24 protein-coding genes are annotated in these 22945 nt (G+C 67.5%); 10 read left to right on the top strand and 14 right to left on the bottom strand.

Annotated features, from left to right (window positions below; translation table 11 throughout):
- The first annotated feature begins 14 nt into the window (after positions 1 to 14).
- Entirely contained in the window at positions 15 to 2522 is a 2508-nt protein-coding gene (locus O3139_RS14605) for a ligase-associated DNA damage response DEXH box helicase (protein WP_269514823.1), read from the top strand.
- Complete coding sequence (pdeM, locus tag O3139_RS14610; RefSeq protein ID WP_269514824.1) at positions 2519 to 3262, top strand: ligase-associated DNA damage response endonuclease PdeM; 744 nt, start codon at positions 2519 to 2521, stop codon at positions 3260 to 3262. Before O3139_RS14605 ends, pdeM begins: the two co-directional genes overlap by 4 nt.
- Here pdeM and O3139_RS14615 read toward each other — a convergent pair.
- From O3139_RS14615 to O3139_RS14630, 4 genes are all read right to left on the bottom strand, one after another.
- Positions 3259 to 3678: a DUF3429 domain-containing protein gene (locus O3139_RS14615; protein ID WP_269514825.1), complete on the bottom strand. Its 420-nt coding sequence runs from the start codon at positions 3676 to 3678 to the stop codon at positions 3259 to 3261. The two genes, pdeM and O3139_RS14615, sit on opposite strands and share 4 nt — an antisense overlap.
- Positions 3675 to 4484, bottom strand: coding sequence for a TIGR02186 family protein (locus O3139_RS14620; protein ID WP_269514826.1), 810 nt, complete (start codon positions 4482 to 4484; stop codon positions 3675 to 3677). The genes O3139_RS14615 and O3139_RS14620 overlap by 4 nt, the downstream gene beginning before the upstream one ends.
- The gene (locus tag O3139_RS14625) at positions 4481 to 5407 is read right to left on the bottom strand and encodes a sulfite exporter TauE/SafE family protein (RefSeq protein ID WP_269514827.1); all 927 of its coding nucleotides are present in this window, start codon (positions 5405 to 5407) and stop codon (positions 4481 to 4483) included. Before O3139_RS14625 ends, O3139_RS14620 begins: the two co-directional genes overlap by 4 nt.
- Before the next feature lie 96 nt (positions 5408 to 5503).
- The gene (locus O3139_RS14630) at positions 5504 to 8473 is read right to left on the bottom strand and encodes a hypothetical protein (protein ID WP_269514828.1); all 2970 of its coding nucleotides are present in this window, start codon (positions 8471 to 8473) and stop codon (positions 5504 to 5506) included.
- Positions 8474 to 8690: 217 nt separating this feature from the next.
- On the opposite strand from O3139_RS14630, the gene O3139_RS14635 reads away from it, so the two are divergent.
- From O3139_RS14635 to O3139_RS14645, 3 genes are all read left to right on the top strand, one after another.
- Positions 8691 to 8891 (top strand): hypothetical protein, encoded by a 201-nt coding sequence (locus O3139_RS14635; protein WP_269514829.1) that lies wholly within the window; start codon positions 8691 to 8693, stop codon positions 8889 to 8891.
- Between the two features lie 74 nt (positions 8892 to 8965).
- Positions 8966 to 9475, top strand: coding sequence for a pyridoxamine 5'-phosphate oxidase family protein (locus tag O3139_RS14640; protein WP_269514830.1), 510 nt, complete (start codon positions 8966 to 8968; stop codon positions 9473 to 9475).
- Positions 9476 to 9570: 95 nt separating this feature from the next.
- Entirely contained in the window at positions 9571 to 9930 is a 360-nt protein-coding gene (locus tag O3139_RS14645; RefSeq protein WP_269514831.1) for an MmcQ/YjbR family DNA-binding protein, read from the top strand.
- On the opposite strand, the gene argF is transcribed toward O3139_RS14645, so the two are convergent.
- From argF to O3139_RS14695, 10 genes are all read right to left on the bottom strand, one after another.
- Positions 9927 to 10841: an ornithine carbamoyltransferase gene (gene argF, locus O3139_RS14650; RefSeq protein WP_269514832.1), complete on the bottom strand. Its 915-nt coding sequence runs from the start codon at positions 10839 to 10841 to the stop codon at positions 9927 to 9929. The two genes, O3139_RS14645 and argF, sit on opposite strands and share 4 nt — an antisense overlap.
- 105 nt (positions 10842 to 10946) lie before the next feature.
- Positions 10947 to 11354, bottom strand: coding sequence for a GxxExxY protein (locus O3139_RS14655; RefSeq protein ID WP_269514833.1), 408 nt, complete (start codon positions 11352 to 11354; stop codon positions 10947 to 10949).
- A 36-nt stretch (positions 11355 to 11390) separates the two neighbouring features.
- Positions 11391 to 12566 carry an aspartate aminotransferase family protein gene (locus O3139_RS14660; protein WP_269516501.1) on the bottom strand — a complete coding sequence of 392 codons (1176 nt, stop codon included), beginning with the start codon at positions 12564 to 12566 and terminating at the stop codon, positions 11391 to 11393.
- Positions 12567 to 12815: 249 nt separating this feature from the next.
- Complete coding sequence (locus O3139_RS14665) at positions 12816 to 13637, bottom strand: ABC transporter permease (RefSeq protein ID WP_269514834.1); 822 nt, start codon at positions 13635 to 13637, stop codon at positions 12816 to 12818.
- Between the two features lie 119 nt (positions 13638 to 13756).
- Entirely contained in the window at positions 13757 to 15154 is a 1398-nt protein-coding gene (lpdA, locus tag O3139_RS14670) for a dihydrolipoyl dehydrogenase (protein WP_269514835.1), read from the bottom strand.
- Between the two features lie 12 nt (positions 15155 to 15166).
- On the bottom strand, positions 15167 to 15532 hold the full coding sequence (locus O3139_RS14675; RefSeq protein ID WP_269514836.1) for a type II toxin-antitoxin system VapC family toxin: 366 nt from the start codon (positions 15530 to 15532) through the stop codon (positions 15167 to 15169).
- Entirely contained in the window at positions 15526 to 15741 is a 216-nt protein-coding gene (locus O3139_RS14680) for a ribbon-helix-helix protein, CopG family (RefSeq protein WP_269514837.1), read from the bottom strand. The genes O3139_RS14675 and O3139_RS14680 overlap by 7 nt, the downstream gene beginning before the upstream one ends.
- 60 nt (positions 15742 to 15801) lie before the next feature.
- Positions 15802 to 17580, bottom strand: coding sequence for a 2-oxo acid dehydrogenase subunit E2 (locus O3139_RS14685; protein ID WP_269514838.1), 1779 nt, complete (start codon positions 17578 to 17580; stop codon positions 15802 to 15804).
- A complete protein-coding gene (locus O3139_RS14690) occupies positions 17580 to 18650 on the bottom strand; it encodes an alpha-ketoacid dehydrogenase subunit beta (RefSeq protein WP_420022358.1) in 1071 nt (356 codons plus the stop codon). Before O3139_RS14690 ends, O3139_RS14685 begins: the two co-directional genes overlap by 1 nt.
- A gap of 47 nt (positions 18651 to 18697) precedes the next feature.
- Entirely contained in the window at positions 18698 to 19930 is a 1233-nt protein-coding gene (locus tag O3139_RS14695; protein WP_269514840.1) for a 3-methyl-2-oxobutanoate dehydrogenase (2-methylpropanoyl-transferring) subunit alpha, read from the bottom strand.
- Between the two features lie 144 nt (positions 19931 to 20074).
- Here O3139_RS14695 and O3139_RS14700 point away from each other — a divergent pair, with 144 nt between their 5' ends.
- The 5 genes from O3139_RS14700 to rpsT all read left to right on the top strand — a co-directional run bounded on the left by O3139_RS14700 (position 20075) and on the right by rpsT (position 22484).
- Entirely contained in the window at positions 20075 to 20566 is a 492-nt protein-coding gene (locus O3139_RS14700) for an Lrp/AsnC family transcriptional regulator (protein WP_209321921.1), read from the top strand.
- A gap of 169 nt (positions 20567 to 20735) precedes the next feature.
- Positions 20736 to 20978, top strand: coding sequence for a DUF1902 domain-containing protein (locus O3139_RS14705; protein WP_269514841.1), 243 nt, complete (start codon positions 20736 to 20738; stop codon positions 20976 to 20978).
- A complete protein-coding gene (locus O3139_RS14710) occupies positions 20975 to 21169 on the top strand; it encodes a type II toxin-antitoxin system HicA family toxin (RefSeq protein WP_269514842.1) in 195 nt (64 codons plus the stop codon). Before O3139_RS14705 ends, O3139_RS14710 begins: the two co-directional genes overlap by 4 nt.
- 16 nt (positions 21170 to 21185) lie before the next feature.
- Positions 21186 to 21974: an enoyl-CoA hydratase-related protein gene (locus O3139_RS14715; protein ID WP_269514843.1), complete on the top strand. Its 789-nt coding sequence runs from the start codon at positions 21186 to 21188 to the stop codon at positions 21972 to 21974.
- 240 nt (positions 21975 to 22214) lie between these two features.
- On the top strand, positions 22215 to 22484 hold the full coding sequence (gene rpsT / locus O3139_RS14720) for a 30S ribosomal protein S20 (protein WP_269514844.1): 270 nt from the start codon (positions 22215 to 22217) through the stop codon (positions 22482 to 22484).
- Positions 22485 to 22945: the final 461 nt, after the last annotated feature.

Consider the following 22945-nt stretch of genomic DNA (forward strand, 5'->3'; position numbering starts at 1 on the left):
GAGTATCCGAAGGCGTGACGTCGCTCCCTCCCCTCTTCGCCGACTGGTTCGCCTCTCGTGGCTGGAGTCCCCGCAGGCATCAGCTGGAGATGATCGCGGCGGCGCAAGGCCAGTCGCACGCCCTGCTGGTCGCCCCGACCGGGGGCGGCAAGACGCTGGCGGGGTTCCTGCCATCGTTGATCGACCTCGCCGAACGGGGACCCAGGCCTCCCCACGGACCGGGCAGCGGGATCCATACGATCTATGTCTCGCCGCTGAAGGCGCTGACGACCGACGTCGAACGCAACCTGATGACGCCGATCCGCGAGATCGGGCTGAACATCCATGTCGAGAGCCGGACCGGCGATACCAAACAATCCAAGAAGCAGCGGCAGAGGGACAATCCACCCGACATCCTGCTGACCACGCCCGAGCAACTGGCGCTGTTCTGCGCCTGGGGCGGGGCGAGGGCGTATTTCGCCGACCTGAAATGCATCGTGCTGGACGAGGTCCACGCCATCTGGTCAGGCAAGCGCGGCGACCTGCTGAACCTCGGCCTGGCGCGGCTGCAGAGCTTTTCGCCGGGCCTGCGGCGGGTGGCGCTTTCGGCGACGATCGACGACCCGAACCTGATCGCGGAGTGGCTGGTGCCGCACTTCCCTTCTCCCCTTGCGGGAGAAGGCATCGTGATTGTGAAAGGCGATCCCGGGGCCGTGCCGATCATCGACGTTCTGGTGTCCGAGGGCCGCGTGCCCTGGGCCGGGCACACCGGCCAGCATGCGATCCCCGAGGTCTATGAAGCGATCAGGCGGTCCGGCCTGTCGCTGATCTTCGTCAACACCCGCTGGCAGTGCGAGTTCGTCTTCCAGCAGCTGTGGGCCATCAATGACGACAACCTGCCCATCGGCCTGCATCACGGGTCGCTGGCGGCCGAGCAGCGGCGCAAGGTCGAGGCGGCGATGGCGCGGGGCGAGCTGCGCGCCGTGGTCTGCACCTCGACGCTGGATCTGGGCATCGACTGGGGCGATGTGGACCTGGTGATCCAGATGGCCGCCCCCAAGGGGTCGTCGCGGCTGGTGCAGCGGATCGGCCGGGCCAACCACCGGCTCGACGAGCCCTCCAGAGCCCTGATGGTGCCCGCCAGCCGGTTCGAGCTGCTGGAATGCCAGGCGGCCAGGGAGGCCGTCGCCGACAACGCCTTCGACTGGGAGCCGCATCATATCGGCACCCTCGACACCCTGGCCCAGCACATCATGGGCGTTGCCTGTTCGGAGCCGTTCGACCTCGACGCCCTGCACGCCGAAGTGACCGGGTGCGCCCCCTATCGCGGCCTGACCTGGGAGGCGTTCGAGGAGGTGGTCGATTTCGTCGCCACCGGGGGCTATGCGCTGCGCACCTACGACCGGTTCGCGCGGATCGTGCGCACGCCCGAGGGACGATGGACGGTGCGCAATCAGCTGGTCGCCCAGCGCCACCGGATGAACGTCGGGGCCATCGTGGCGGCGGGGACGCTGAACGTGAAGGTCGCCTCCAGACGGGGCGGTGCCTCGAAACAGCTGATCGGCGGGCGCAAGGTCGGCGAGGCCGAGGAGTGGTATTTCGAACAGCTGACGCCCGGCGACACCTTCGTCTTCGCCGGTCAGGTCTGGGCGTTTCAGGGCATCAACGGGATGGACGCCCTGGTCACCCACGCGACCGACAGGGACCCCAAGATTCCGTCCTGGGGCGGGTCGCAGTTTCCGCTCGGCACGTCGCTGGCGGCACGCGTGCGCGCCATGATCCAGGACCGCGACCACTGGCGCGTCCTGCCCGTCGACGTTCAGGAGTGGCTGGAGCTGCAGGCCGGGCGCAGCCTGATTCCCGACGCCGACAGTCTGCTGATCGAGACCTTTCCGCGCGGCAGCCGCCATTTCATGGTCGCCTATCCGTTCGAGGGGCGGCTGGCCCATTCGACCCTGTGCATGCTGCTGACGCGGCGGCTGGACCGGCTGGGGGTCGGGCCGCTGGGGTTCGTGGTCACGGACTATGCCTTCGCGATCTGGGCGATCCGGCCGATGGACGGGCTGGACTGGGACGCCCTGTTCCAGCCAGACATGCTGGGCGACGATCTGGAGGCCTGGCTGGAGGAGAGTTTCATGATGAAACGCACCTTCCGTAATTGCGCCCTCGTTTCCGGCTTGATCGAGCGAAGACAGCCGGGGGCCGAGAAGACGGGGCGTCAGGTGACCTTTTCCACGGACCTGATCTACGACGTGCTCCGCCGCCACCAGCCCGATCACCTGCTGCTGCGGACCGCGCGATCGGACGCCGCGTCCGGCCTGCTGGACGTTGCGCGGCTGGGCCAGCTGCTCAGCCGGATCGGGGGCCACATCCGCCATGCGCCGCTGGAGCGGGCCTCGCCCTTCTGTGTGCCGGTGCTGGTCATGATCGGGCGCGAGCGGGTCGGCGGCGATGCGGCGGACATGATCCTGGAGGCTTCGGCCCAGGATCTGATCGACGAGGTCATGGAGGACGCCCCGCCCGAGCTGAGGGGGGCCGCATGAACGCGGCGCTGAAACAGACCCTGATGCCGGCGCGACGGCCGTGCGGATCGCTGTCGGTCCGGGTCATGGGCGAGCTGTGCGTGCTGCGGTGTTCGGGGGCCCTGTGGCTGCCGGCGCACGGGACTCTGGTGGCCGGCGACCTGCACCTGGAGAAGGGTTCGGCCTTCGCCGCGCGGGGCCAGATGCTGCCGCCCTATGACAGCCGGGCGACCCTGGCCAGGCTGGAGGCAGAGATCACGGACCTGGCCCCGGCGCGGGTCGTGCTGCTGGGCGACAGCTTCCATGACAGCCGCTCGATCGGACGGATGGCGGCCGACGACCGGGCCTCGCTGGACCGGCTGGCGCAAGATCGCGACTGGGTCTGGCTGGAGGGCAATCACGACCGCGAGGCGCTGACCCAGGCGGACGGGGAAGCGGTGTCTCGACTGCCCGGCCGGGTCGTCGGCGACATGGACCTGGGGGCCCTGTTCCTGACCCACGAGCCGATGCGTGCGGCGAGGCCAGGCGAGGTGGCCGGGCACCTGCATCCCTGCGCCCGGGTGGTGGCCCATGGGCGGAGGGTGCGCAGGCCCTGCTTCGTCACCGATGGCCGGCGGTTGATCCTGCCGGCCTTCGGGGCCTTCACCGGTGGGCTGAACGTGCTGGACGCGGCGATCGCGGGGCTGTTCGTCGAGCGTCCGATGGCGGCGGCGCTGGGCAAGGACAGGGTCCATGCCCTGGCCTGGGCGGGACTCGTCTAGAGCATCTGCATGACGACGCCGAGGCTCAGCGCCGCGCCCATCGTCGCTATGATCCGCAGGTTGCGGTACCACACGGGCGATGGCTGGAAATCCCAGTACAGCATGGCGATCAGGCCGAATATCAGGACAAGCAGCCGGAACTCGGCCGGTACGCCCGGAATGAACGTCAGCCAGGCCGCGACGGGCGGCAGATTGCTCAGGATCAGGGTGGCGGGACGGGGATTGCGCTCGGAAAGGGCCTTGCCCCATCGGGTGCCCGCGAGGAAGGACAAGATGATCGCGCCGTAGACGGTCAGAGGGACCACCCATCGGCCGCCCTCGCTGGGGTTCAATAGGATCAGGGCCGCGAGGCCGACGAACGGGATCAGCCCCGCCAGCGTCAGGGTCCATGCGGTCAGCCGCGTCCGATCCATCATTCTCTCCTGAACACCCGGCTGGTGCCGTACCCCATGGCGAGCGCCAGCAGCACGCACAGCACCCCATAGGTCCAGGGGCGGCGGTGGGCGAACTCATAGATGTCGCGCTCGAAGCCGACCTTTTCCACCGTCAGGGTCAGGTTCGACACCCCGGCCGGCTCCCCGTCGCGGAACAGCCAGACCTGGGCATAGTACTGGCCGGTCGGCGCGGTGGCGGGCAGTTTGACCTCGGCCCGGAACAGGCCCCGGTCGACGAAGGTGACGCCCTCCGGATCGGTGTCGTAGAGGGCGGCGTCCTCCTTCAGCCGGATCACGGCGCGACGCCAGTCGAGGTAGTCCTCGCCCAGCCGGCTGATGACCACGTCGCGCACGCCATAGCGGGTGACGGTGCGGCTTTCCTCGGGCGCATCGATGCGCAGGTGATCGACGCCGACGCCCAGCCGGCGCAGCTGGCCGAAATCGGCGACATCACTGAGTGGCCGGGTCGAGGCCGTCATGTAGAAGCCGGGCGCGCCCTCGAACAGGACCGGGCGGCTGTTCAGCCAGACGCCGTTGTTGCGGGTCTTCCTGACCAGACGGACGGGGGCGTCGGGGCCGCGCACGACCACCACCACATCGGTGGGATCGTCGGTCGGATTGAAGACCGCGCCATACAGCACCAGCGTCGCGCCGCGAAAGCGGGAGTCGACCTTTACCCGGGCATCGGTCAGGGCGGCAGCGACCCTCAGCTCGGTCGCCGTGGCCTCGGATCGTTCCGGAGGCGGCGCTTCGAGCGCGGGCGGCGGGGGTGGGAGGGCCTGGATCACCGGTCGGAAATCCCCGGGGCCAGCAGGAAGATGTCGTGGGGCCGCACGAACAGGCTCAGACCCATCTGGATGCCGACGAACAGGATCAGCAGGGCCAGGGCGGCCCGCAGGACATCAGCGCGGAACCGCCCCGCATAGCGGGCGCCGAGCTGGGCACCGACGACACCGCCGGTCAGCAACAGGGTCGACAGGACGATGTCGACGGTCTGGTTGCGACCCGCCTGCAGGATGGTGGTGATGGCGGTGGTGATGATGATCTGGAACAGGCTGGTTCCGACCACCACGCCGGCGCGCATCCGCAGGGCATAGAGCATGGCCGGGACCAGGATGAAGCCGCCACCGACGCCCATGATGGCGGACAGGATGCCGGCGAACACACCGAGACCAAACGGCGGGATGGCACTGATGTAGAGGCCGGATTTCGGAAACCGCACCTTCCAGGGGAGGCCGTAGAGCCAGAGCGGACGTCGGCGTTCCTTGTGCGGCGCGACCTCGCCCCGGTACCGGCGCAGGATCTCACTGAGGCTCTCGTACAGCATCAGCAGGCCGATGGAGCCGAGCAGCAGCAGATAGGACACGGCCACGACGAGGTCGGCCTGGCCAAGCAGGCGCAGATAGCGGAAGAGCTCGACACCACCGATGGCCCCGACGGCACCACCGACCGCCATGATCGCGCCCATGCGGTAGTCGACCGCCCCCTGGCCGGAGTAGCGGATCACCCCGGAGGTCGAGGAGGCGACGACGTGGCTGGCCTGGCTGGCCACGGCGACGACGGGAGGGATGCCCAGGAAGACGAGCACCGGGGCCATCAGGAAGCCACCGCCGATGCCGAACAGTCCGGACACGAAGCCAACCAGCGCCCCCAGCAGGACCAGGAGCGGCCAGTTCACCGAAACCTCGGCGATCGGCAGATAGATCTCCAAAGGGCGGGCCTTCGGCTGGGAAAAAACGCTGGGCGCCGGAAGGCGAGCGCGGGTGTCTTAACCGGGCGACCGGTGAAGGGCCACCCGCATCATGCGTCAGGCGAGCGGTTCGGTGGCGAAGGCCTCGGCCTGGGCGCGGGCTGTCTGGCGCTGGGCGGCGGGGATGGTCGGGGCCAGACGATCGACGGCGGCCTGGGCCTGGGGGTCGCCGGCACGGGCGGCGATCAGGTACCAGCGATAGGCCTGGGTCGGGTTGGGCGCGATACCCTCGTCGCCATTCTCGTAGATGCGGGCGACATTGTACTGGCTGTCGACCAGGCCGCGATCGGCAGCCTTCTTGAGCCAGTCCAGAGCCTCGACGCGATCGCGCGATCCACCGACACCCTCGAACAGGTACATCGCATAGTTATGCATGCCCTGCGGGTCGCCGCCTTCGGCCGCACGGCGGGCCCACTGACGGCTTTCGGCGGAATCGACGGTCAGGCCGGTCGATCCGGTCTGATACAGGCTCGCCAGCTTCAGCTGGGCCTCGGGGTTACCCAGATTGGCGGCGCGGGTCAGGGTCTCGACCCCGGCAGGATCGTTGCGGGTCAACTGCTCCAGCGCCTGGGCATACAGGGTCTGGGCTTCGGTCTTGTCGACGGGGGCCGCATCGACCGTGCCGTCGGTCGGCGTGAGGGCCAGGGCGGCGATCGGCGGTGCCTCGGCGCTCAATCCGGACAGGCCGGTCAGACGCCCGATGTCGTCGAAGTCGTAACCGGCGGCGCGGCCGGTCGCCCACAAACCGCCGACCACGGCCATGCCGGTGACGGAGGCGATGAAGGCCTTCTTGACCGTGCCGTCGCCGCGCTGGGCCTGCTTGTCCAGCCGCTCCTGCAGTTTGGACTTGCCGCCGCGCTTGAGGCTCATGCCGAAGCCGGCCCGGGGTGCGGGTTCCGGCGGGGCAGCGTTCATGGCGGCCCGGGCGGCCTCGATGGTATCGCGGGTCGAGGCGGAGCGACCGGCGGCAGCACCGGCGGCCATACTGGCCCGCATCCGGCGCGGATCGACGAACTCGGTCTCTGCCGAATACGTCTCGATGCCGTCGTCATAGAGGCGGGCCGGAGCCGCGGTCTCCGCGGCGATCGAGCCACCGAAGGACTGGGGCTGGCTCTCGAACCCGGCGATCGCGCCCAGCGCGTCGGACACATCGGCCCCGCCATAGCTGCCAAACGGCCCCGCCGCGAAGGCGGCGGTCTGGCCCTGCATCGGGTCATCCTGCACGGGGTCGGCGTAGGCGACCTGCGTTTCCACCGGCTCGAACCGGCGCGGCAGGCTGTCGAAGATTTCTTCCGGCGCCGCGGCCTGCGGACCCTGGGGGAACGGTTTCAGATCGGCGGCCAGGGGATCGATCGACCAGCCATCGGCCGGGACATCAGACCCGGAGTCGAACCCGTCGTCCGGGAAGGCGGCGGCGCGCCAGTCCGGCTGGGCGAACTCGGAGGCGACCGGCTCTGGCTCCGGCAAGGGCGCGGGCGCGACCGGCTGGGCCAGACGGTGTTCCAGGGTCTCGCGGGCCTCGGCCAGCAGCCTGGCCGTCCGCTCCTCGGACAGCCGCATCCGCTCGGCCAGTTCGCCCGAGGCGCGGTCGTAGCGTTGCTCGATCCGGTCCGAGCCCTCGACCATGCGCCGACTGATGTCTTCGAGGGCCTGGGCGGACTTGCGTTCCGACTGGGCGATGCGATCGGCCAGCCGGTCGGAAATGCGGGTGATCTCGACGCCCAGCTTTTCCAGGGCGATCGAATGCTGGTCTTCGGCACGGGTCAGCCGCTGTTCGACGGCCTGACCATAGCGGCCCATGTCCTGTTCGATCTTCGCCGACAGGGTGCGGGTCAGGGCGGCTTCGAACTTCTCCAGACGGGCGTCGCCGACCGTCTCGATGCGGTCGACGCGGCTGTCCAGGTTCTGGGCGATGCGCAGGACCTCGCGGCCCATGGCCTCGATTCCCTGGGCGGAGCGTCGCTCGGCGGCGCTGGCCTGTTCGCCCAGCGACTGGACGGTGGCCTCGATCCGGGTCATCCGGCCTTCGCTCTCGGCCGTCTCCAGCCGCCGCATCATGTCCGTGCGGTTGGTCTCGACCTGGCGCGACAGGGTCTCGGCCAGTTTCTCGAAGCGCGCGGCCTCGCGCAGGCCTTCCGGCTCGACGCGGGTCTCGGCGGCGCGCAGACGCTGGTCCAGCCCGGCAAAGGACCGCTCCAGACTGCGCAGCGCCTGGGACGTCTGGTTCTGGGCCGCGTCCAGGCGCTGGCCGACCTGGTTCAGCAGTTCGGTTCCGGCTCCGGCACCGGCGGCCTTCTCGACGGCCTCGATCCGCTGGATCAGGGCCTGGCCATTCGCGCGCTGACGCTCCTCGATGTCGTAAAGGCGGCTGGTCAGGGCAGCGACGGCAGTGTCGGTCTTGCCGAACCCGTCCAGGCGCTGGTGGGCCTCGATCAGCCCGGTGCGCTGGCGTTCCTCGACGTCATAAAGACGCCCGGCCAGGGTCCCCAGGGCCTGTTCGACCTTGCTCAGGGTCTCGGCCGACTTTGGCCCGACCTCGCGCTCGAAGGCGCGCAGGCGGCGGTGGCCTTCCTTCAGCTCCTCGGAGATGTCGTCGATCCGGCGGCCGTACTGACCGGCCTGCTGGTCCTGCGCCTCCATGCGCCGCACCAGGCCGGACACGGCCTGATCGACCCCCTGGATGGCGATCGTCGAGCGGCGCTCTGCGGCTTCCAGACGCGCGGCGATCGCATCGACGGACGCCGCGACGCGCTGCAGGGTATCGTCGGACCCGGCACGCCAGGACCGGTCCTCGGCCTCATAGGCGTCGTCGAGCCGACGCGAACGGCCCCGGCGCTCGAAGATTTCCGAGGCGTGCGGGCGGCGCGGCAGCGGCTGGACGCCGGCATCGTCCTCGCCGTCCTCCATGATCATGGTATTCAGCCATTCGCCCAGCGTCATGCCGGACCGGCGCGCCAGGTCCTTGGCGACCTCACGCGCCTTCGGGTCGATGCCCTTTACGCTCCACGGCGCGGCGGCTGCGCTCACTGATTCGGCTCCCGACCCATTGGGTCACGCTAATCGCCCACATCCGGGGTGTAAACGCATCGTTAACCCCAACATCTAGCGGAAGGTTCATTCTCCTGTGGACAGGGGTCGCCAGAGCGAAATCGGAGGCCTGATCGGGGGCAACCGGTCGTGACGTTCAACCCTCCGGCAAGGGATTGGCTTGCCGACGGGGGGTGCCTCGCCCACATGACGGCGCGTGTCCCTGACCCTTACCCTCTGGCTGCTGGCGGCGGCCCTGATCGTCTGTATGTTCGCGGGCTGGCGCGGGGCCCGGCCCAGCGATTTTCTGCGGCCGCGCATGGTGCCCTGGCGGTTCATCATGCTGCTGGCGGGTGCGATGGCCTTCCTGCTGCTGGTGCATCTGGGCGCGCTGGCGGGCTTCACCCGGCCGTCGTGACGCACGGGGCCAGAGGGAACGGTGTCGCAGCCGGGCGGTTATTGCGGCCGACCCATTCGCCAAGGAGCGCTGCGATGTCCGACAAGACCCTGACTGCCGACGAAGCCAAGGACCATTTCTGGAAGGCCCTGAAGGACTCCAACACCGGTCTGCTGGGCCTCGACCAGGCCGGCTATCACGCCCAGCCCATGACCGCCTTCCGCGAGGAAGAGACCGGCACGATCTGGTTCTTCACCCGCGACGACACCGACCTGGCCCGGGATGCCGGGATCGGCGGCGGCCAGAACGCCATGTTCCACTATGGATCGAAGGACCAGAAGGTCTGGGCCTGCATCCACGGGGAACTGTCCGTCCACGGCCCGGACCGCACCCTCATCGACCGCCACTGGAACCCGGTCCTCGCCGCCTGGTATCCCGAGGGCAAGGACGATCCTCACCTGACCATCCTGCGCTTCGACGGCGACGACGGCCGGGTGTGGGTGTCAGACGGCGGTCTGCTCACCTTCGCCTTCGAGATCGCCAAAGCCAACCTGACGAAGACCCTGCCCGACGCCGGCGGCGTGGCGAACGTGAATCTTCAATAGTTGATCGGCCGCTCACCGACGGCTGCAGGGGCGTTGCGTGAGCGCGACGCCCCTTGTCTGTTGACGCGACCCAGGTTCGGAGCATCCTCGCTGACATGGCCTCGCCCGACGACCTTGCCCGGATCGCGCTGTCCCTGCCCGGGGTCGTCGGGGAAGGCGTCGACTTCGCGATCGGCAGGAAGGCGATTTGCTGGACCTATCTGGCGCGCGCAACGCCCAGGGGCCGCCGGGAACCGGTGGACGGCGTCGTGGCCATCCGCTGCGATCTGACCGCCAAGGAGATGCTGATCGCCACGGTCCCGGACCGATTTTTCGACGACGATCACTACCGGGGCTATCCCGCCGTGCTCGCCCGGCTGGATGCGCTGGACCCCTCCGAACTGGCCGGATTGCTCCAGACGGCGTGGAGTCTTCAGGCCCCGGCCCGACTGAAGAAAACGCCTCGCGAACCCTAACCCGCGAAGCACCAGGCCAGCACGGCCTTCTGGGCGTGGATGCGGTTCTCGGCCTCGTCCCAGACCAGGGAGCGCGGCCCGTCGATCACGGCGTCGGTCACCTCCTCGCCCCGGTGGGCAGGCAGGCAGTGCAGGAAGACCGCGTCCGGGTCGGCCAGGTCCATCAGGGCCTCATCGACGGTGTAGCTCTCGAAGGCGTGCAGGCGCGCCTCGTAGTCGCCGTCCCCCATCGATACCCAGGTATCGGTGACCACGACGTCGGCTCCGCGCACGGCGTCCTTCGGATCGCTGGTCAGGGTCACGGCATTGCCGCCCCTGGCCAGGTCGTGCAGGTCCGGGTGATACTCGGCCGGGCAGGCGACGTTCAGGTGGAAGCCCAGCTTCGGGGCCGCGTGCATGAAGCTGTGGCAGACGTTGTTGCCGTCGCCGATCCAGGCGATCGTCCGGCCCTCGATCGGGCCGCGCTGTTCCTCGATCGTCATGATGTCGGCCAGGATCTGGCAGGGATGCGAGCGGTCGGTCAGGCCGTTGACGACAGGCACGGTGGCGACGCGGGCGAACCGCTCGACGTCCTCATGGCTGTTGGCGCGGATCATCACCGCATCGACCATCCGCGACAACACCCGGGCGGTGTCCTCGACCGGCTCGCCACGCCCCAGCTGCATGTCGCCGGCGTTGGCGATGATCGAGGCCCCGCCCAGCTGGCGGATGGCGGCGTCGAAGCTGAACCGCGTGCGGGTCGAGTTCTTCTCGAAGATCATCGCCAGAACGCGATCCTTCGCGGGCGCATCGGCGTCGACCCAGCCCTGGGGCTTGCCCCTGCGGGCCGCCTTGCGCGCATGGGCGTCGTCGAGGATGGCGCGGAGATCGGCGGCTTCAAGCCGATGGATGTCGAGGAAGTGGCGGGTCATGAATGCCAATCTGGGTGCGGGGGAAGGAGGTTCATCACAACGGGCACAACGAAGAACACAATGGACACGACGCGACCGAACGCGGATCAAGATCATCGAAAGGGGTCAACGGACAAGCCGGCGAAAGCCGTCCTTCAGTCTGAGCGTATTGAAGTTGATCAAGAAGCCCAGCCGCACCTTGGAAAAGCGAAGGTAGGTCAGGAGCTGGGCCGTATGGATCGACGCCAGGGTGTCGATCGCCTTGACCTCGACGATCACCTTCCGATCCACGAGGAGGTCAAGCCGGAAACCGACATCAAGCCGCTCTCCCTGGTAGGCCACGGGGACGCCGACCTGCCGCTCCACGGACAGGCCAGCGCGGGTCAGGTCCTGCGCCAGGCAATGCTCGTAGACCGACTCGAGCAGGCCCGGACCGAGTTCACGATGAACCGCGAAAGCGGCATCCATCACGGCACGCCCGACGCTATTCACATCTGCCGAAACCGCCTCGGTCTCGTTGTGTTCGTCGTGCATCGTTGTGCTCGTTGTGATGAAACCTGACCCCCCGATCTAGGCCGCCATCTTGCCCCGCGCCGCCTCGCAGGTGCGTTCCAGCCGTTCGACGGCGTCGCGCGCCTCGTCGAGCGTCAGGTTCAGCGGCGGCAGCATGCGCACGCAGTTGTCGCCGCCACCTGCGATCAGCAGATGCTGTCCGTCGCGCGCCCAGCCCATGAACTCGCGATTGTTGGGCTTGAGCTTCAACCCGATCAGCAGCCCCTTGCCGCGCACATCCTCGATCACGTCGGGGAAGCGCTCTTTCAGGCCGTGCAGCTGCTGCTTCAGATAGCCGGCGATCTCGTTGACGTTGCCCAGGATCTCGGGCGTGTTGATCGCGTTGAACGCCGCCAGTCCGACCGCCATGGCCAGGGGATTGCCGCCGAAGGTCGAGCCGTGCGCGCCCACCGTCATGCCCCTGGCCGCCTCGGTGGTCGCCAGGCAGGCCCCGATCGGGAAGCCGCCACCCAGGGCCTTGGCCACGGCCATGATATCCGGGGCCATGCCGGCCCATTCGTGGGCCCACAGCTTGCCCGACCGGCCCATGCCGCACTGGACCTCGTCGAAGATGATCAGCACGCCGTGCTGGTCGCACAGCTCGCGAAGCCCGCGCAGGCAGACGTCGGGCATGGCGCGGCAACCGCCCTCGCCCTGCACCGGCTCGACGATGATGGCGGCGGTGTTGGGCTCGGCGATGGCGGCCTTCAGCGCCTCGTGGTCGCCCCACTTCAGCTGGTGGAAGCCCTGCATCTTGGGCCCGAAGCCCTCGGTATAGCTGGGGTTGGCGGCGGCGTTGATGGCGCCGTAGGTCCGGCCGTGGAAGGCCCCGTCGAAGCCGTAGATGTCGATCCGCTCGGGGCTCCCGTTGGCGGCGTGGTATTTCCGCGCCGTCTTCAGCGCGCATTCGACAGCTTCCGTGCCCGAATTGGTAAAGAAGACCACGTCGGCGAAGCTGGCCTCGGTCAGGGCGTCAGCCAGCTCTTCCTGACCCGGAATCCGGAAGATGTTGGACACGTGCCACAGCTTCTCGGCCTGGGCCTTGACCGCCTCGACCAGCACCGGATGGGCATGGCCCAGGCCGTTGGTCGAGATGCCCTGGACGCAGTCCAGATACTCGGTCCCGTCCGTCGCCCACAGACGCGCGCCTCGCCCGCGATCCACTTCCAGCGGCGCGCGATTGTAGACACCCATCAAATGACCGGACACGGAAGACCTCCAAAAGAAACGAAGCCCCGGCGCGGGTGCGACGGGACTTTTTCAGGAGCGGCGGTTGTCGGATGAGGGCGCAGGGGAGTCAACACCGGGTGAGGCAGTAGGCAGTAGGCAGTAGGCAGCAGGGCTTCTCAGCCTATCATCGTGCGCCACGCGGCGGGAGGCTGCTGACGCAGCGCCCCTACTGCCGACTGCCTATTGCCGACTGCCTATTGCCGACTGCCTCGCTCAGCTCTTCAGCCGCCAGCCGGACCTGAACACCAGCCAGCAGGCCACTGCCATCATCACAGTCAGCACGGCGCTCATGATCACCCCGACCCACAGACTGCCCTCGGCATGGCCGATGAAGCCGTAGCGGAAGCCGTCGATCAGATAGAAGAAGGGGTTCCAGTGGCTGATGCTGGCGAAGGGCTCGGGCAGGTTCTCGACCAGATAGAAGGTGCCCGACAGGAAGGTCATGGGCATGACGACGAAGTTCTGGACCGCAGACAGGTGATCGAACTTCTCGGACCACAGGCCCGCCAGCACCCCGACCATCCCCATCAGCAGGGAGGCGATCAGGCCGAACCAGACGATGGCTGCGATGTTGTAGACACCCAGCCGGGCGAACGGCAGGACGCAGACCGCCGTGACCAGACCGACCGCCAGGCCCCGCGTGGCGGCACCCAGCGAGAAGCCGATGGTCAGCTCCAGCGGGCTGAGTGGCGGGGTCAGAAAGTCGGTCGAGGTGCCCATGATCTTGGCCTGGATCAGGCTGGAGCTGGCATTGGCGAAGGCGTTGTTCAGCATCGCCATCATGATCAGGCCGGGGGCCACGAACTCGGCGAAGGGCGTGCCGTGCAGCGGCGGCCGCGCGCCCTTCAGCGCCACGACGAACACCAGCATATAGAGCAGCGTCGTCACCACCGGCGCGGCGACCGTCTGGGCCCCCACCTTCCAGAAGCGGCGGACCTCCCTCAGATACAGCGTCTGCACCCCGATCCAGTTGATGCCCGCATAGTGGCGCGGCGTCGGCAGGCCGCTGGGGCGGGTAGAGGCGAGATCGGTCATGGGCGGTCAGATGCGCGGACGGGGTGCGGGATGCAAGGGGGGAGGGACGAGGCAGTAGGCAGTAGGCAGTGAGCTGCGGCTCAAGCCGCGAGCGCCCGCGGCGCGCGCGGTAGCCGCCCCTAAATGTGTATTGCGTGGCCCAGCGCCCGCAGGCTCGCCTCATGGAAGGCCTCGCCGAGCGTCGGGTGGACGTGGATGACCCCGGCGACGTCTTCCAGCACCGCGCCCATCTCCAGCATCTGGGCGAAGCTGTTGGACAGTTCGGCGACGTGCTGGCCGACGGCCTGGACGCCCAGCAGCCGGTGGTCCGACTTCGACGCCAGCACGCGCACGAAGCCGCCGTCCTCGCCCGCCTCGATGGCGAGCGCCCGGCCGATGGCGGCCAGAGGGAAGACGGCCGTGATCACATCGTCCCGACCCGCGACATCGAGCGGCCCCAGACCCGCCGAGACGATCTCCGGCTCTGTAAAGCACACGGCGGCGATGGTGACGGGGTCGAAGCGCTTGTCGTGACCCGCGATGATCTCGGCCACGACTTCCCCTTGCGCCGAACCCTTGTGGGCCAGCATGGGCTCGCCGGTCAGGTCGCCGACGGCCCAGACGTTCTTCATGCTGGTGGCGCAGCGGTCGTCGATCTTCACGAACGGCCCGGCCATGGCCACGCCCATGTTGTCCAGACCCCAGCCCTGTGTGCGTGGACGACGGCCCACGGTGACCAGCACCTTGTCGGCGTCCAGCTGGACCGGCTCGCCATCCTTCGTGGTGATCGACAGCTTCCCGTCGCCGAAGCCGCCGGCGCGTGCCCCGAGGTGCAGCTCCACCCCGTGGTCGGTCAGCCATTTCATCACCGGGTCGGTCAGGGCCTTGTCGTAGAGCGGCAGGATGCGCTCGGCCATCTCGACGATGGCGACCTCAGCCCCCAGCTTGCGATAGGCGATGCCCAGCTCCAGCCCGATATAGCCACCCCCGACGACGACCAGCCTGCCGGGCACCGCATCCAGCGACAGGGCCTCGGTCGAGGAGATGACGTCGCCGCCGAACGGCAGGAAAGGCAGTTCGACCGGCTCGGAGCCGGTGGCCAGGATGACGTGCTCGGCCGTGATGGTGATCGGCCCATCGTCGGTCTCGACACGGCAGGTCTTGGCGTCGGCAAAGGTCGCCCAGCCCTTGATGACCCTGACCTTCGCCTTCTTCAGCAGGGCCGCCACCCCGGCGTTCAGCTTGCGGACGATCCCGTCCTTCCACGCCACGGTCTGGCTCAGGTCGATGGCCGGCGAGGCCGCCGTGATCCCCAGGGTCCCGTCCCCGGCCGCCTTGGCCACCGTCTCGAACTTGCCCGCCGCATGGATGATGGCCTTGGACGGAATACAGCCGACGTTCAGGCAGGTCCCGCCCAGCCCGTCCCCGCCATCGACCAGCACGGTATCAAGGCCAAGCTGGCCGCAGCGGATCCCCGCGACATAGCCGCCGGTGCCGGCACCGATGATCAGGACTTTGGTTTTGAGGGTCTGGGTCAACGTCGTTTCAATCTAGAGAACATAGGGTGCCCGGACCCCCGGATCGTCAGCCGGAAAATCCTTGGTGTTGCGGGTGACCAGCAGACGACCCGTCGTCTGTGCGGTCGCCCAGATGATGGCGTCAGGCAGCTTCATGCGGCGAGACTGGCGTATCGACGCCGCGCGCTCCGCGATCGGGTCATCAAGAGCAACGATCGAATATCCATCGAGATAGGTCCGGGTTGGGTCGGCCAGCTCGGCATCGGCACCCGCCATGACCTCGATCCAGGTAATGATGCTGATCGCGCGGTCATCGTACCGATCGATCTCGGCATCGGCCTCCGGCGCGGCGTTCAGATGATCGATCAGGATATTGGTGTCGAACAGCGCCTTCACCATTCGCTACGCAGTCGTTCCTGATAAGCAAGCCCGTCTTCGCCGCCCTGGCCCCAAAGACCGAAACCGTCCTTGACCGCCTGACGCTTGTTGCGCGCGACGTAATCGTCGATCGCGGCGCGGATCACGGCCGCGCGGGGGCGCTTCTCGCGTTTGGCCAGGGCGTCCAGCGCAGCGACCTGCTCCTCATTGGCATCCACCAGGATACGCATCTCAGCCTCCTTGATATACAAGCAGTATATCATATGCTCACTCGGGCTGGCGAGCACGAACTACCCCATCCACAACGTCGCGGGATGCTCCAGCAGGCCCTTGATCCGTTGCACGAACACAGCCGCGTCATGCCCATCCACGATGCGATGATCGAAGCTGGAGGACAGGTTCATCATCTTGCGCACGACCATCTGGCCGTTCCGGACCACCACCCGGTCCTCGATCTTGTTCGGGCCGACGATGGCCACCTCGGGGTGGTTGATGATGGGCGTGTGGACCACGCCGCCCAAGGTCCCCAGCGAGGTGATGGTGATGGTCGAGCCGGATAGTTCCTCGCGTTTCGCCGAACCGTCCTTCGCCGCGCCGGAGACGCGGGCGATCTCGGCGGCGGTGGCGTAGGGATCCAGCGATTCCGCATGGCGGACGACCGGCACCATCAGGCCATTCGGCGTCTGGGCGGCGATGCCCAGATGCACGGCGGCGTGCTGGGTCAGGACCCCCGCCTCGTCGTCATAGGTGGCGTTGATCTGCGGCTGGTCGCGCAGGGCCACGACGAGGGCGCGGGCGAGGAAGGGCAGGACGTTCAGCCTGGCCTTGCCCGTCGTCTTCGCCTGGGCGTTCAGGTGGGCGCGAAGCTCCTCCAGCGCCGTGACGTCGATCTCCTCCACATAGGTGATGTGGGGAATGCGCCGGACGCTCTCGGCCATCTTCTCCGCGATCTTGCGGCGCAGGCCGATGATGCGGACCTCGGTCGTGCCCTCGGCCTTGGCATAGGTCGAGGACAGTGATGTTCCGTGTTCGGACGGTCCGCGCGCTCCGTGGGCGACGAAGGCGTCCAGGTCGGCATGTTCGATACGGCCGGCGGGCCCCGAGCCCGGCACGAACTGGAGCTCCAGGCCCAGTTCGCGGGCGCGCTGGCGCACGGCGGGCGACGCCAAGGGGCGGACACCGGGGGTCTGGGGGGTACGGACCGGGGCCGCAGCAACAACCCCTCCACCCCCCGCCAAGGGGCGGGCGGTCCCCCTCCCCATTCCTTCGGAACGGGGAGGAGACGATGCGGCGGCGGTCTCCTCCCCGCGCGAAGCGGGGGGCTGCGGGCGGCTCGTATACGAGCCGTCCTCAGGCTCGGAGCGAAGCGGAGAGACGGAGGGGTTCTCAAGCACATTGCCCGCCCCCTCGACGTCGAAACTGACCAGAGGTCCGCCGACGGGCACGGACTGACCGGCCGTGCCATGCAGGGCCGCGACCGTGCCGGCGACCGGCGAGGTCAGTTCGACGGTCGCCTTGTCGGTCATGACCTCGGCCAGCAGCTGGTCCTCCTCGACCGCATCGCCGACCGCGACGTGCCAGGCAACCAGCTCGGCCTCGGCCGTGCCCTCGCCGACGTCAGGAAGCTTGAAGACGTAGTTGCCGACGGCATGAGAGCCCTCCCCCTCGAAGGGGGAGGGTTGGGAGGGGGTGGAGGCAGGCTGCTCGGCATCGGCCACGGAGACTCCGTCGGAGTCTTGCGGGGTCACCTCGGAGGCCGTGCCTCCACCCCCATCCCCGGCCCTTCCCCCCTCGAGGGGGAAGGGAGAAGAGTCGGCATTCCCCGCCCCCTCGACCTCGAACTCCACCAGGGCCGAGCCGACCGGCGACATCACGCCGGGCTCGCCGTGCAGGGCGGTGACCACGCCCGATACCGGCGAGGTCAGCTCCACCGTCGCCTTGTCGGTCATGATGTCGGCGAGGATCTGGTCCTCCTCGACGCGGTCCCCGACCTTGACGTGCCAGCCGACCAGTTCGGCCTCGGCGGTGCCCTCGCCCACATCGGGCAGTTTGAAGACATAGCGTCCCATCAGCGGGCTCCCCCGCTCATCACGGCTTTCAGCGCCGTGGCGACCCGTTCCGGCCCCGGGAAATACTCCCACTCGAAGGCGTGCGGATAGGGGGTGTCCCAGCCGGCGACGCGGCCGATCGGGGCTTCCAGGTGATAGAAGCAGCGTTCCTGGACCAGGGCCGACAGCTCTGCTCCGTACCCGGACGTTTTTGGTGCCTCGTGCACGATCACGCAGCGGCCGGTCTTCTTCACGCTGGCCTCGATGGTTTCGATGTCGAGCGGGACGAGGGTGCGCAGGTCGATGACCTCGGCGTCCACGCCCGCGTGCTCGGCCCCGGCCAAGCTGACCCAGACCATGGTGCCGTAGCACAGGATGGTGACGTCGGACCCCTCCCGGACCACCGCCGCCTTGCCCAGCGGCACGGTGTATTTGCCGGTCGGCACCTGGGCGGAGGCCTGCGCCTTCCACGGGCTGACCGGGTTTTTGTGCCAGCCGTCGAAGGGGCCGTTGTAGAGCCGCTTGGGCTCCAGGAAGATGACCGGATCGTCGTCCTCGATCGCGGCGGTCAGCAGGCCCTTGGCGTCATGGGGGTTGGACGGAATGACGACCTTCAGCCCGGCGATATGGGTGAACAGGCTCTCGGGGCTCTGACTGTGGGTCTGGCCGCCGAAGATACCGCCGCCATAGGGGCTGCGCACCACGATCGGCGCGGTGAACTGCCCGCCCGAGCGATAGCGCATCTTGGCCGCTTCGGAGACGATCTGGTCATAGGCCGGATAGATGTAGTCGGCGAACTGGATCTCGACCACCGGGCGCAGGCCATAGGCCCCCATGCCGATGGCGGCGGCGACCAGGCCGCATTCGCTGATCGGCGTATCGAAGCTGCGCGTCAGGCCGTGCTTCTGCTGCAGCTGGTCGGTCACGCGGAAGACCCCGCCGAAATAGCCCGTGTCCTCCCCGAAGCTGAGCACATTCGGGTCTTCGGCCATCTTGACGTGCAGGGCCGAGTTCAGCGCCTGGATCATGTTCATGGGCACGATGCCACCGTCGGGTGCGACCGGGGCCGGGGCCTCCGCCTGATCGACCATGTCGGGAGCGATGCCGTCATGCTGATCGGCGTCGGTACAGGTCTCGCTCATACCCCCACCTCCCGGCGTTGTTCGGTCAGACGCCAGTCTTCGGTGGCGAAGACCTCCTCGAACATCATCTTCACGCTGGGGCGCGACTGGCCGAGCGTGCCGATGGCCTCGGCCTCCCTGCCCGCCGCGCGGACCTGGGCCACGGCCTCGGCCTCCGCCTCGGCCTGGGCCTCGTCGGACCATTCGCCCAGGGCGATCAGATGCTGTTTCAGCCGCGCGACCGGATCACCCAGCGGCCATTTGTCGTGCTCGTCGCCCGGGCGATAGCGGCTGGGGTCGTCGGAGGTCGAGTGGGGCGCACCGCGATAGGTGAACAGCTCGATCACCGTGGCACCCTGGTTCGACCGGGCGCGTTCCTCGGCCCACTGGGTCGCCGCCCAGACGGCCAGGAAGTCGTTGCCGTCGACCCGCAGCGCCGGCAGGCCATAGCCGATGGCCTTGGACGCGAAGGTGGTCTCCAGCCCTCCGGCGATGCCCATGAAGGAGCTGATGGCCCACTGGTTGTTGACGACGTTCAGGATCACCGGCGCCCGATAGACCGAGGCGAACGTCAGGGCGTTGTGGAAGTCGCCCTCCGCCGTCGCCCCGTCGCCGATCCAGGTGATGGCGATCTTGTCGTCGCCCTTGTAGGCGCTGGCCATGGCCCAGCCGACGGCCTGGGGCACCTGCGTGCCCAGATTGCCGCTGATGGTGAAGAAGCCATAGTCCTTCGCCGAATACATGATCGGCAGCTGGCGGCCCTTGATGGGGTCGGCGGCGTTCGAATAGATCTGGTTCATCATGTCGACCAGCGGATAGCCGCGCGCGATCAGAAGCCCCTGCTGGCGATAGGTGGGAAAGCCCATATCCTCGCGGCTCAGGATCATGCCCTGGGCGACCGCGATGGCCTCCTCGCCCGTGCACTTCATATAGAAGCTGGTCTTGCCCTGGCGGTGGGCCCGGTGCATCCGGTCGTCGAAGGCGCGGGTCAGGATCATCGCCTTCAGACCCTTCTTCAACGTCCCGGCATCCAGACGCGGGTTCCAGGGCCCGACGGCCTGGCCCTCGTCGTCCAGCACCCGGATCAGGCGGAAGGCCAGGTCCAGCATCTGTACCGGTCGCGCCTCGACCGGCGGCCGATCGACCGCGCCGGCGACATCCAGCTTCAGGTGGCTGAAATCCGGCGCATCGCCGGGACGACCCGTGGGCTCGGGCACGCGCAATGACAGCGGTTGAGTGTTCCTGGTCATTCCATCCTGCCGTCCGGTTGATCCGACCGCGTCCTGTTGGCGGCTGGATAGCATGGGTGTGAAATCAAGGCTCGCCTATTTTCGCCTTGCGTCAAGCGGTTTTGGGGTTATTTATTGCTCAATAACTATAAATGGAGAAACGCATTGGCCGACGAACTGGATCCCATCGACGCTCGAATTCTCGACATCCTGCAACAGGACGCCGGACTGTCCGTCGCGGATGTGGCCGAGCGCGTGGGCCTGTCGGCCTCGCCATGCTGGCGTCGGATCAAGAGACTGGAGGATAGCGGCCTCATCCGCAAGCGGGTCACGCTTCTGGATGCCGCCCTGCTGGGCCTGGATTTCGAGGTCTATGCCATCGTCAAGCTGATGCTGCCCTCCCGCGAGAACCTCGACATCTTCGAGGCCGCCGTCGCCACCTGGCCGGAGGTGGTCCAGTGCGCGACCATCACCGGGCGCGAGGACTATGTGTTGCGCATCATCACCTCCGACATGCACGCCTTCGACAAATTCCTGCGCGACAAGCTCTTGACGCTCGGCATCGTCTCGGACTGCGAGAGCCATATCGTCACGCGCGGCGTCAAGAACGTGACCACCCTGCCCCTGGGCATCATCACGCCGCACGTGGCGCATTGAGGTCGGATAGCTCCGACACAGTGTGAGGTGTATTGAGGACTGTAGTCGCCCAGTCTGGAGGCCGCCTTTCGCATCGCCGACGCCTTCGGGGTGGAGATCACCGAGGTGTTCCAGTGGGAGGGGTGAGCCTCGCGTTGACAGTCGATCCCGTGCGGCACAGAAAAGACCCATGAACCGGGTGATCGTCGTGAAGGCTGCATTCGACGTCGAGGCGGGCGTATGGATCATCGAATCCAGCGACGTTCACGGCCTTCGCATAGAGGCGCCGACGCTGGAGGCACTGGTCGAGCGCATCCCGGTCGCCATTCAGGATCTGTTGGGCACGGACCCGTCAGACGCGGCACTCATGGATACGCCTGTCGAGGTCATCGCCCATGCGGGAACACGGGTCAGGCTGAGCCTGGCCGCGTGAGCGGCTACACCCGCGAGGTGAAGGCCATCCTGCTCCAGAACGGCTGTCGATTGGTCCGTCAGGGTCGTGGTGACCACGAGGTCTGGGAAAGTCCGCTCAACGGCGAGCGTTTCACGGTCGACGGCGATATCCGCTCGCGCCATACCGCCAACGGAACCCTCAAGGACGCCGGTCTGCCCAAGGCGTTCTGATAGACGAAAGGCCCCCATGACCGACACCTATGCGAACCTGCTGATCGAGCGGCACGCCGACGGCTATGCAGTGGTCACCCTGAACCGGCCCGAGGCGCTGAACGCGCTGAACGCGGCCCTGTTCGCCGATCTGGCGGCCTTTCTCGACGCGGTCGAGCATGACGACACGGTCCGCTGCCTGATCCTGACCGGATCGGGGGAAAAGGCCTTCGCCGCCGGGGCCGACATCAAGGAGATGGCGGACCAGTCCTATGCCCGGATGTATACGGGCAATTATTTCGCCCTGGGCCACGACCGGATCACCCGGTTCAGGAAGCCGATCATCGCCGCCGTCAACGGCTTTGCCCTGGGCGGCGGGTGCGAGCTGGCCATGCTGTGCGACTTCATCGTGGCCTCGGACCGGGCGAAGTTCGGCCAGCCGGAGATCAATCTGGGCGTCGCCCCCGGCATCGGCGGGTCCCAGCGGCTGACCCGTCTGGTCGGCAAGGCCAAGGCCATGGACATGGTCCTGACCGCGCGGATGATGGATGCGGCCGAGGCGGAGCGTGCCGGCCTGGCCTCGCGGGTGGTCCCGCACGAGACCCTGATGGACGAAGTGCGCAAGATCGCCGCGAAGATCGCCTCCCAGAGTCCCCTCGCCGTCATGGCCAACAAGGAGATGGTCAATGCGGCGCTGGAGACGACCCTGACGCAGGGGGTCCAGTTCGAACGCCGCCTGTTCCACAGCCTGTTCGCCTTCGAGGACCAGAAGGAAGGCATGGCCGCCTTCGTCGAGAAGCGAAAGCCGGTGTTCAGGGGGAATTGAGGGATTAGGCAGTAGGCAGTAGAAGGCAAAAGCCAAGCCTGGGAGGCCGCCGTCGGCGCGCTTCCCTACTCCCTAATCCCTAATCCCTAATCCCTAATCCCTAATCCCTAATGCCTATTGCCTCCCTGCCCCAGACTCTTCGTTGACCCCACAGGCCCCTTCCGCTATAGTCGCCCGCTCTTGAAGATTTCCGCGCCGTGGACGGGGTGTCCGCGGCGTTTCCGTTGATAGGTTCTGACGATGGCCAACAATCCCGGCGCCAAGAAAGCGATCCGCAAGATCGCCGCGCGTACCGAAGTGAACAAGTCGCGCCGCACCCGCGTCCGCACCTTCCTGCGCAAGTTTCAGGAAGCCGTGACGGGTGGCGACGCCGAGGCCGCCAGGGGCGCTTTCGTCGAGGCCCAGTCCGAGCTGATGCGCGCCGTCACCAAGGGCGTGGTTCACAAGAATACGGGCTCGCGCAAGGTGTCTCGCCTGCATGCCCAGCTGAAGAAAATGTCGGCCGCCTGATCCAGGCGATCGCGGGCTCCGTCACGGGTCTGACACACGAAAAACAAACGATTTCAACGGCGAGTGAGCACCAGCTGACTCGCCGTTTCGCCGTGTCCGGATAAGTTATTTCAAGGGAATCCACACTCGCCGAACGGGCGAAACCGGGATTTTCTCAAGCGGGATTTACCTTTAGCGGAGTCAAACAATTTAGTTCGCGAATCGGCTGCGAATCAGCGTTGACCCCCGCCCCGCCCGGCGTAAGTTTTGGGCTGTAACGCACTTCCATCCCCACACGGATGAAGACGGAGCGGGGGCGAACCCCCGCGCCGGCGGGAGACGTCTGTCCGCGAGGTCGCCCCCGTCCGAAAGCGCATGCTTTTCGGGACAGGAGAACGCGTCCCCGGGTCCAGGCCCTCCCGGCGTGGCCCGCGATCGATCGATCGCGGGTTCTGGCTGGATTTCTGGGGTGGTGACGGACG

Source organism: Brevundimonas subvibrioides (genome assembly GCF_027271155.1).
Taxonomy (GTDB): Bacteria; Pseudomonadota; Alphaproteobacteria; order Caulobacterales; family Caulobacteraceae; genus Brevundimonas; species Brevundimonas subvibrioides_D.

Coding starts and splice junctions, on each gene's coding strand:
- O3139_RS14705 (WP_269514841.1), top strand. CDS start 20,736: ATGAACCGGGTGATCGTCGTGAAGGCTGCATTCGACGTCGAGGCGGGC.
- O3139_RS14680 (WP_269514837.1), bottom strand. CDS start 15,741: ATGCGTATCCTGGTGGATGCCAATGAGGAGCAGGTCGCTGCGCTGGAC.
- O3139_RS14640 (WP_269514830.1), top strand. CDS start 8,966: ATGTCCGACAAGACCCTGACTGCCGACGAAGCCAAGGACCATTTCTGG.
- O3139_RS14615 (WP_269514825.1), bottom strand. CDS start 3,678: ATGATGGATCGGACGCGGCTGACCGCATGGACCCTGACGCTGGCGGGG.
- O3139_RS14715 (WP_269514843.1), top strand. CDS start 21,186: ATGACCGACACCTATGCGAACCTGCTGATCGAGCGGCACGCCGACGGC.
- O3139_RS14655 (WP_269514833.1), bottom strand. CDS start 11,354: ATGCACGACGAACACAACGAGACCGAGGCGGTTTCGGCAGATGTGAAT.
- O3139_RS14685 (WP_269514838.1), bottom strand. CDS start 17,580: ATGGGACGCTATGTCTTCAAACTGCCCGATGTGGGCGAGGGCACCGCC.
- O3139_RS14665 (WP_269514834.1), bottom strand. CDS start 13,637: ATGACCGATCTCGCCTCTACCCGCCCCAGCGGCCTGCCGACGCCGCGC.
- argF (WP_269514832.1), bottom strand. CDS start 10,841: ATGACCCGCCACTTCCTCGACATCCATCGGCTTGAAGCCGCCGATCTC.
- rpsT (WP_269514844.1), top strand. CDS start 22,215: ATGGCCAACAATCCCGGCGCCAAGAAAGCGATCCGCAAGATCGCCGCG.
- pdeM (WP_269514824.1), top strand. CDS start 2,519: ATGAACGCGGCGCTGAAACAGACCCTGATGCCGGCGCGACGGCCGTGC.
- O3139_RS14675 (WP_269514836.1), bottom strand. CDS start 15,532: ATGGTGAAGGCGCTGTTCGACACCAATATCCTGATCGATCATCTGAAC.
- O3139_RS14695 (WP_269514840.1), bottom strand. CDS start 19,930: ATGACCAGGAACACTCAACCGCTGTCATTGCGCGTGCCCGAGCCCACG.
- O3139_RS14690 (WP_420022358.1), bottom strand. CDS start 18,650: ATGGTCGATCAGGCGGAGGCCCCGGCCCCGGTCGCACCCGACGGTGGC.
- O3139_RS14660 (WP_269516501.1), bottom strand. CDS start 12,566: ATGGGTGTCTACAATCGCGCGCCGCTGGAAGTGGATCGCGGGCGAGGC.
- O3139_RS14645 (WP_269514831.1), top strand. CDS start 9,571: ATGGCCTCGCCCGACGACCTTGCCCGGATCGCGCTGTCCCTGCCCGGG.